Raw genomic sequence first — 8,765 nt, 5'->3', positions numbered from 1 at the left:
ATCTTAATACATTAGGCTATAATGATGGATATTTTATATATGGCGTTATCTATTCTGTTTTCCATGCAATCGGATTTGATGTAATATTATCTTCAGAACTTGTTAATATTACTTTAAAATTAATCGGCTTTTTATCATTTTACTTTTTGTGTCAGAAATGTTTTAAATTAACCTTCGGTGCAAGTCTTTGTGGCTCAGTGGTATTTACGTTAGCTAATGGTTTAGTGTATCAAACGGTGCATGCACAGTTATTGAGCTTGTCTTTTGCACCGCTACTCAGTCTTTTCATATCCAAATATATAGAGAGCATAATTTCTAATAAGTCATTAATCACTTCAGTTTTATATGGTTCTATTTGCGCTATATTCTATTGTTCATGGTTGTTGACTACTTTTTACATGGCTTGGTTTTATACATTTTTCGCGCTAATATTAACCGCATTCTATTTAGCATATTCGATACTATACAATAAAACGCTTTTTCTAGAGAAAATCAGAAAAATTAATGTAACTGCATTAATTATCCCTTTCATTATTCTGATTGTTTCATTAATACCTTTTTTGATGGTTTATTTACCAAAGGTTAAGGAGACTGGCGGGCATGGCGCTGGTGAAATACTGATGCATGCACCAGTTTTTTGGAATATCCTTGATCCAGGAAGTGGTAATTATATTTTCGGTTCACTTAGTGATACTATTTTTGGAGGTATGCCTGGCTTAAACAGAGAAGGAGAGTTTCGTGTTGGTTTTCCTCCGTTTATTCTTCTTGTATTGTTGCTGACTTTATTTGTTCCATGGAAAAAATATAAGGATTCTAATGGTGTTTTATTATCGTTGTTAGCCAAGTTCTTGGCTTTTGGTATTCTGCTTTCTTTTGTCTTGGTCATTAGAATAAATGATTTCACACTTTGGTCCTATATATGGAAGGTTGTGCCTGGTGCTAAAGGTTTGCGGGTCACGGCACGGTATCTGTTGTTCATAATTTTCCCATTATCACTTCTTGTTGCCTTATTGATTTCAAATCTTCAACGGATGGAAAAATATGGATTTATTATTAGTATTTTCGCATTAATTCTGGTTGCGGAACAAATAAATTTCATGCCTAACCAAGGCTTGAATAGAAAAAAAGAACTGTCATTTATAAATAGCATTCCAAAACCACCATTGTCGTGCACTTCATTTTTTGTTACAGGACAAAGGAAAGATGAATTTCCGTTTCCTGTTGACGCTAGTAACGCTATTTTAAACTTGTATCCACATAATGTTGATGCAATGTTCCTCTCTGAATTTTTTGCTTTGAGAACGTTTAATGGTTTTTCAACGTTTAATCCTCCCGACTGGTCATTTCAAATTACACCATATGATACATATTTGGGACGTGTTTTTACCTATGCAGAAAATCATCAAATTAACTCTGGCGTCTGCGAGTTAGATCTTTACAATTTGAGCTGGAATGAAGATGTTTTAAATCATAAAGAACGTTTGCTTAAGATTTCTCCTGGTGATTTAACGCTTACAGTATTAAAACCGCCTAGATTATCTGCAGATAAGAAAACATGGATAATAAATATCAAAGTGAAAAGTAATGCAGCGCAACCAATAGGATTAGGTACATCTGTCCCTATCAACTTAGGTTTGCGTGAGTTGAATGATGATATGTCGATAAAGAGGCAAGATTTCATTGCAGTGCCATTGCCTAAAATCACTCATGATGAGCCGGAAGTGGTGGTGACTATTGAAATCCCAGTGCAGATGCTAACGACTAGTTATATTGATGTTTTGCCTGTCAGACAGTCAGTAGCATGGCTTGATAAAATAGGTTTGAAGCCAATTGTTATTCACTTATAAAATAATTTATCTTCCTTGACAGGCATAGGGGGAGCGCTCAATTAATCAGGAGGAAACTGAATGGGTTATGTCAATTGAGAATGATGAGTGGTATTGTAAAATTCAGTATTGTTGGTTGCATTGGATTTATTGTCGATGCAGTCACTATGTATGCACTTAAGATATTTTTGAGCATTTATTTTGCGAAAATGATATCTTTTTTTTGTGCGGTGTTTGTTACATGGTTACTAAATAGAATATTCACATTTAAAGAAAAAGCATCTGGCTTGAATAACCGTAATGAGTTCGGTCGTTATTTTCTCCTAATGCTTTTGGGAGGCGTAATAAATTATACGGCTTTTTATTTGTCGGTTACGTCTATTCCATTTATTTATACTTATCCCGTTTTTGGCGTGGCGATAGGTAGTTTGACCGGAATGGTATTTAACTATATAACTTCAAGTCGTTTAATTTATAAAAATCATGATGCTAAGCTCAAATAGAACTACCTATCCTTTTTTAACTGAGCTACTATGCTGAAAAATCTTCAGGATGTTGTTTTCCTGAAGAGATCACCTGACAGGAGTACATAATGTCTAAGCAACAAATCGGCGTCGTTGGTATGGCTGTGATGGGGCGCAACCTGGCGCTCAACATCGAAAGCCGTGGTTACACCGTGTCCGTTTTCAACCGCTCACGTGAAAAAACGGAAGAGGTTATCGCCGAGAATCCGGGGAAAAAACTGGTTCCTTACTATACGGTAAAAGAGTTTGTTGAATCCCTTGAAACACCTCGTCGTATCCTGTTAATGGTGAAAGCGGGTGCTGGCACTGATGCAGCTATCGACTCCCTGAAACCTTATCTGGATAAAGGTGACATCATCATTGATGGCGGTAATACGTTCTTCCAGGACACTATCCGTCGTAACCGTGAGCTCTCCGCTGAAGGTTTTAACTTTATCGGAACTGGCGTCTCTGGTGGTGAAGAAGGTGCGCTGAAAGGCCCATCAATCATGCCGGGTGGCCAGAAAGAAGCTTATGAACTGGTAGCGCCAATCCTGACCAAGATCGCAGCGGTTGCGGAAGATGGTGAGCCGTGTGTGACGTATATTGGTGCCGACGGTGCAGGCCACTACGTGAAGATGGTGCACAACGGCATTGAATACGGTGACATGCAGCTGATTGCCGAAGCCTATTCATTGTTGAAAGGTGGTCTGAACCTGAGCAACGAAGAACTGGCCAGCACCTTTACCGAGTGGAATAACGGTGAGCTGAGCAGCTATCTGATCGACATCACCAAAGATATCTTCACCAAAAAAGATGAAGATGGTAAATATTTGGTGGATTTCATTCTGGATGAAGCGGCAAACAAAGGTACCGGTAAATGGACCAGCCAAAGCTCTCTGGATCTTGGTGAACCGCTGTCTCTGATCACTGAATCTGTGTTTGCGCGTTACATCTCTTCGCTGAAAGATCAGCGTGTCGCTGCCTCTAAAGTCCTGTCTGGGCCTAAAGCTCAGCTTGCGGGTGATAAGGCAGAATTTATTGAGAAAGTACGTCGTGCACTGTACCTCGGTAAGATCGTTTCTTATGCTCAGGGCTTCTCACAACTGCGTGCCGCGTCCGACGAGCATAACTGGGATCTGAATTACGGCGAGATTGCAAAAATCTTCCGTGCGGGCTGTATTATTCGCGCGCAGTTCCTGCAGAAGATTACCGATGCCTACGCTAAAAATCCTGGTATCGCGAACCTGCTGCTCGACCCGTACTTCAAGAACATTGCCGATGAATACCAACAGGCACTGCGTGATGTCGTAGCGTATGCCGTGCAGAATGGTATCCCGGTTCCGACATTCTCTGCTGCTGTCGCTTATTACGACAGCTATCGTGCAGAGGTACTGCCCGCTAACCTGATTCAGGCACAGCGTGATTACTTCGGTGCGCATACCTACAAACGTACTGACAAAGAAGGTGTTTTCCATACCGAATGGATGGAATAATCTCAATGCTTGAGTTGATCTCAGATATCGACTTAATATTGAACTATTGAGTGAGCTGGCTACTATATAAAATCCGTAATCGGCTAGTGATTACGGATTTTTCAATTCTAAAACTGTTTCTTGGATGGCTATTAGCTGTTTAGATTAAGTCATACATTTTAATTATGCAATTGGAAGCCAAACTTGACTCCATCTTCATATTTTGTAGCATTCGTTTTCTGATCTGTGTAATGTTAACCCTTCGTTATTTTCGCGAGGGCTGCAAATACTTTAATTCCTCATGATTTAGTTCTCTGTTCCATGAAGTTCCTCGCTAACGTTCATTAAACGTTTACCCACCAGTCATTTTAATTCCGCACAATCCATGCCTGCACCATAGCTGTTCCCTCGTCGATTTATCCTCTTACCAAATTTGTTCATCAGATGGTCACCAAACTTAGCTAACACAGTGAGCATAAAATAAAATTTAATTTAAAATTAATCTGTGCAAGTTAACTACCAGTAACTGTTAGTACCATTACCAGCTTGCAGAGGATAAAATGGGCGAGCAGTTATCGAACCCGTATACGGGTAGCCCGTTGGGCCGTAAGTAACGACGTCTGGTGCAAATGTCAGATCGTATGCAGCTGTTAGGGCGTGGCGGGTAACAGAGCCTTACCGGCGCATAAGAAAAACCTCCGGCTATGCCGGAGGATACGTATTCACTTTCCAACCATTTTCATAGGTACTACAAATATCTTTGCGGGAAATTATTTGTCGTGCACCTCATTTTGATAACTCAATCTTTTGAAGACTGATCCCTAGTACTCGGGGATCAGGGCCTGCATTCATCAGTTGTGGCGATGTCGCATTAGGTACAGAGATTGACAGTATCTTAACCCCTTCGTTTTCAGAAATTGGGACTTGAACAGTTTGTTGGCCGCCAGAGGCTATTGCAATAGTATGATTCCAGGGGGCGTCTTTGTTCATGGTATTGAATATAACTTTCACAGGACGTTCCGTGCTGGCACCAAAAACGCTGAAATTGACAACGGCATAGCATGTCTTTATTCCACAATTTTGAGGAATTGGTAGAAGAAGTTTAGCCACCGATTGTGACCAAACATGCTGCGCCTCAAGATCGTACCACCCATTCTGTAGCAAAGCGCCTGAAGCATTGTTTTTTAAATTTGCGCCAAAATAAATCGGGTATTTGATGTTTTCGCTAATGGATCTCAGTAGTGCCATTCTATTGTCTGGTCCTGTAAATTGTTGGCGCAATCGGACACTTGAAAAATATGAGGATTCCGATACCTCTATATATGGCAAATTTTTTAATGCTTCAATAACTGTTTGAAATTCTGCCTTTTGGTCAGGTCGCGGAGATATATTTACAATCTTGTGTGATTTTTCATGTTGCAGAGCTTTTGTCTCATCAACATTGAGCAATGGTGGGGTTCTAATGAGCATATCAAAATATGGGATGACGAGTACATCAGCTGCACCATCTACCAACAGTTTTAACGCGTTTTTAGCCTTAGTTGTATCCAGTGGAGCCCCTGCTTGAAGCATTGCGGAGGGCCAGGCTATTATCGCCGCTTGTACATTCTTATCCCCACCAATATTGTAAGTCCGGAAACCTGCTTTTGGCGCTAAATAGTTTGCAAAAAAATCATTACCCCAGGGAATAAACGAGACTATCTCTCCTGGGTGGATATGCTGCTTGAATGCTGTTACAAGCTGCCGATCAATTTGTTGCAACATATTCCTTTCTGCTACAGATTTCTTCCACTTTATTTGGAAATTAGGCATATTCAGCAGAATAAGAGAAATCAGACCTACCACGGCAAAACGTCTGCTATTATCTTTTCGTGCTTGGCTAATAATAAAGAGTAGCCAAAATGCAAAGATACCCAGTGCAGACCAACGATATGATGCTCGCATTGTATTGAATCCAGGTATGTTTTCTGAAATCCATGCGTTAAATGTTGGAGCGATGGCGAGTTCGGCAGGCATAACCTGTAGATTTAGATACTCTGGCTTGATAGAGTTTATTTTCAAAGAAGGACCAAGCGCCATATAATAACTTAAAAGAGCGATACAAAAGACGCCTGTTGCAATCTTAAAGCGCTGCTTTGATTTCCACCAGGCCCAGGAACCAAGTAGTATTATCGGCAAAGAAAAGGTGGTAACCCAGACCGAAGCATCTCCATAATAAATTTCACCGCTACGAGTTTGGCTTAAGCCTAAAAAGTCCGGAAGCCAAAGTATTCCTGTAGTTGGCGTGGCAATAAATGATAAATCGAGTCCCCAACCTCTGAACATATCAATTGATTCAGCAGTAAAACCTGATTTTCCAATGAAGGCTCTGTAAAGGATATATGCCACAGCAAAACTAGCTGTGTGAACAGGAATCACGACCTTCATAAATATATTTCTAACTTCTGGCCGCGTAATAAATGAATACAGCAATAAGAAACTTGAACCGCATGCAAACATCATGAAAGTATAGCCATCCATAAAAATGGCTATTATTGCTGATGCAAAATATGTTGCAACAATTATAAATGACAAGCGATTGGCTTCTCGCCCAACCATAAATAATCTTAGAGCAGCTAAGAAATAGAATGATAATAGCGCAATACCCAAGGATAACATACTATATCCAGCATGTGCCCAGATTATTGGCATAGTCATCCATGCGACTGCAGCCAGCAATGATACCATCCGCGCTACATTGAAATAGCGAGCAATCTGATATGCAGAATACATCGCTAATCCTAGCCATAGCGCTACCATTCCAGAGTATGCATCGGCAGTGTGCAACCCGAGACGAATGAGTAAACTTGCAGGCCATACGCCTGCCAGACCAAATGCGACCGCTGCTGGATTAGGTATACCAAAGTCATGAACATGGAGGTCGATAAGAGAGCCCGTAGCATAAGATTGAGCAAAGCCCATTGACCAAACTACTTGCCCTAAGGTAGGCAACATTAAAAATGGTATGGCTCCGTTAATAAAAAGAACAAAACAGAATGCCACCAAAACAATAATTATCTCACGAAATGACCAAGGGCGTTTATCAGACATGTTATCTCTCGATTGCATAAATTTTTGATGGAATACACGTTGTTACCAGAAAAAATAAAACATCACCGATTACAGTAATTATGCGTCCAAGAAGCACCACAACTAATAAACTGTCTTCTGCTATGATACCCTTCAATATAATTAGCAAAATCATTTCGCGAACGCCGACTCCTGCTGGAGAGCCCGGTGTCACCAATCCTGCCAACCAGGCAATCGTATAGGTGCCTCCAATAATAACCCAGTAAGATGGGGTGAGTTTATCATAACCTGAGATAAGGCCTATTAGCACAATAAATATGCTTGCTGAAATTAACAAAAAAAACATCTGATACGTAATAGCTACCGCAATATGGTGTCCTAAATATCTATGTAATAAGCACACTGCTAATATAAATGACGTCAGCATTAATATAATGCCGAGTGTTAATGGAAAATGATGCAATAATCGCGGTAGTATCAACCAGAAAAAAAATGAGCCAGTAACTGCAATCAGGATAAGTTCCCAAATCATTGATTGAGCGAGTGATTTTGTCGGTATTCCTGCAGACATACCCAGCGCCTGTCGACCTGCCAGATGGAAAATATTGCCGGGTACGTATTTAGCTAGTTGCGACATACCGTATATTTTCACGGAGTTTGCAATATTGCCATACCTACAAAAATGTTGTAATAGTTGCCACCATGCGTAGGCGAGTAGGAAATTTGCAGCTCCATAAACAATCGCTAAGAAAAAGATCAATCCCCAACCCAATGGAGTGATTTTCGAAAGGTCAAGTTCGAGCCAATAAGAATGCAGGCGATATCCAATAAATAATATGCCTGCGATGGCTAATCCGCTACCTACCCAATTTAATAAATTACGTAGCGATTGTGATATCTTTATTTGCGAGGGCGACATAAAAGCATTGTCCATGGTAGTGGGTTTTTTATTTCCACAATATCGAAATACTCAGAAACCAGTTTAACGAATGCTCGTCTGGACCAATGTTGAATATGACCGGGAGTATTGCCCCATTGAGTTATATATTTACCTCTGGCTAGATTTAGCACATGCCAGAGCGGCTCTCTTGGGACACTTACAATCAGATACTGTTCTGTTATTTTTTGTAAAGCTCGTAAACCGGCTTCTGGATCTTCGAGATGCTCCAGCACTTCACAACAAACCACAAGGTCTGCACTATCATCAATCTCTTTCAGATCATAGATACTACGCGGTTGAAACACCGTAGGTGGCAATCCCCGATCTATCGAGTTTTCCCGCGCTATCTTAATCACTTTCTCAGAAAAATCGCATCCCCGAGCAGGGATACCTAACTCATTCCAGCGTAATACCCAGTACCCCTCACCGCAGCCAACTTCGTGTATCGTTTTAGGTGATGCCTTTGCCACAAAATCAGACAAAGCAGACTCGAAACCATTCATCATCCATCTAACAATGGGGTTTTGTGAACTATATTTATCATAAGCATTTCCCACAACAACGCCGCTTTCTACGGTACCACCGGAAATTTTGATTTTCATGAACGGGCCCTCGAACTATTTTCTGGAGTGTCGTTAGCTGCGCTACCTGGATAATTTGCATGCTCATTTTTTGTTATATTTGCTGTTTTGAGTCGAATATCTTCAAGCAGCTTGCGGTTTGCAGAAAGCAGATCGGCAACAAAGGCGACAAGAATAGTCTGAAAACCGATCCCTAACAAAATACCAGCTAATATTAATGACTGAACATGCCCATTTCCATTTCCATCTATATAGTACCACAAAAATCTTAATCCAATAATAAGACCCAAACTAAATAAACTAAAGCCAATAGTTCCAAAGAAACTAAAAGGTCTATATACGACAAAGATTCGTACAATTGTAAATATACT

Annotated in this window: 6 protein-coding genes and 1 pseudogene; 3 read left to right on the top strand and 4 right to left on the bottom strand. The window is 40.4% G+C overall.

Annotated features, from left to right (window positions below; translation table 11 throughout):
- The 3 genes from NNO02_RS21760 to gndA form a co-directional block, all read left to right on the top strand.
- On the top strand, positions 1 to 1,847 hold a 1,847-nt coding region (locus NNO02_RS21760; RefSeq protein ID WP_271455720.1), incomplete at its 5' end, for a hypothetical protein.
- Between the two features lie 80 nt (positions 1,848 to 1,927).
- Entirely contained in the window at positions 1,928 to 2,329 is a 402-nt protein-coding gene (locus NNO02_RS21755; RefSeq protein ID WP_271455719.1) for a GtrA family protein, read from the top strand.
- Positions 2,330 to 2,418: 89 nt separating this feature from the next.
- On the top strand, positions 2,419 to 3,825 hold the full coding sequence (gndA, locus tag NNO02_RS21750) for an NADP-dependent phosphogluconate dehydrogenase (RefSeq protein WP_040231903.1): 1,407 nt from the start codon (positions 2,419 to 2,421) through the stop codon (positions 3,823 to 3,825).
- Between the two features lie 765 nt (positions 3,826 to 4,590).
- Here gndA and NNO02_RS21745 read toward each other — a convergent pair.
- The 4 genes and pseudogenes from NNO02_RS21745 to NNO02_RS21730 form a co-directional block, all read right to left on the bottom strand.
- Positions 4,591 to 6,894: a hypothetical protein gene (locus NNO02_RS21745; protein ID WP_271455718.1), complete on the bottom strand. Its 2,304-nt coding sequence runs from the start codon at positions 6,892 to 6,894 to the stop codon at positions 4,591 to 4,593.
- Between the two features lies 1 nt (position 6,895).
- Complete coding sequence (locus tag NNO02_RS21740) at positions 6,896 to 7,792, bottom strand: hypothetical protein (RefSeq protein WP_271455717.1); 897 nt, start codon at positions 7,790 to 7,792, stop codon at positions 6,896 to 6,898.
- A complete protein-coding gene (locus NNO02_RS21735) occupies positions 7,774 to 8,415 on the bottom strand; it encodes a class I SAM-dependent methyltransferase (RefSeq protein ID WP_271455716.1) in 642 nt (213 codons plus the stop codon). The genes NNO02_RS21740 and NNO02_RS21735 overlap by 19 nt, the downstream gene beginning before the upstream one ends.
- A pseudogene (locus NNO02_RS21730) lies at positions 8,412 to 8,765 on the bottom strand (hypothetical protein); the annotation flags it as partial. The gene NNO02_RS21735 and the pseudogene NNO02_RS21730, both read right to left, overlap by 4 nt.

Origin of the sequence: Citrobacter sp. Awk 2, assembly GCF_028069815.1 — a bacterium.
In the GTDB taxonomy this organism is placed as follows: Bacteria; Pseudomonadota; Gammaproteobacteria; order Enterobacterales; family Enterobacteriaceae; genus Citrobacter.
Note: the sequence above shows the minus strand (reverse complement) of the source record. Positions and strands in the feature narration are given on the sequence as shown.

Coding starts and splice junctions, on each gene's coding strand:
- NNO02_RS21755 (WP_271455719.1), top strand. CDS start 1,928: ATGATGAGTGGTATTGTAAAATTCAGTATTGTTGGTTGCATTGGATTT.
- gndA (WP_040231903.1), top strand. CDS start 2,419: ATGTCTAAGCAACAAATCGGCGTCGTTGGTATGGCTGTGATGGGGCGC.
- NNO02_RS21745 (WP_271455718.1), bottom strand. CDS start 6,894: ATGTCTGATAAACGCCCTTGGTCATTTCGTGAGATAATTATTGTTTTG.
- NNO02_RS21740 (WP_271455717.1), bottom strand. CDS start 7,792: ATGTCGCCCTCGCAAATAAAGATATCACAATCGCTACGTAATTTATTA.
- NNO02_RS21735 (WP_271455716.1), bottom strand. CDS start 8,415: ATGAAAATCAAAATTTCCGGTGGTACCGTAGAAAGCGGCGTTGTTGTG.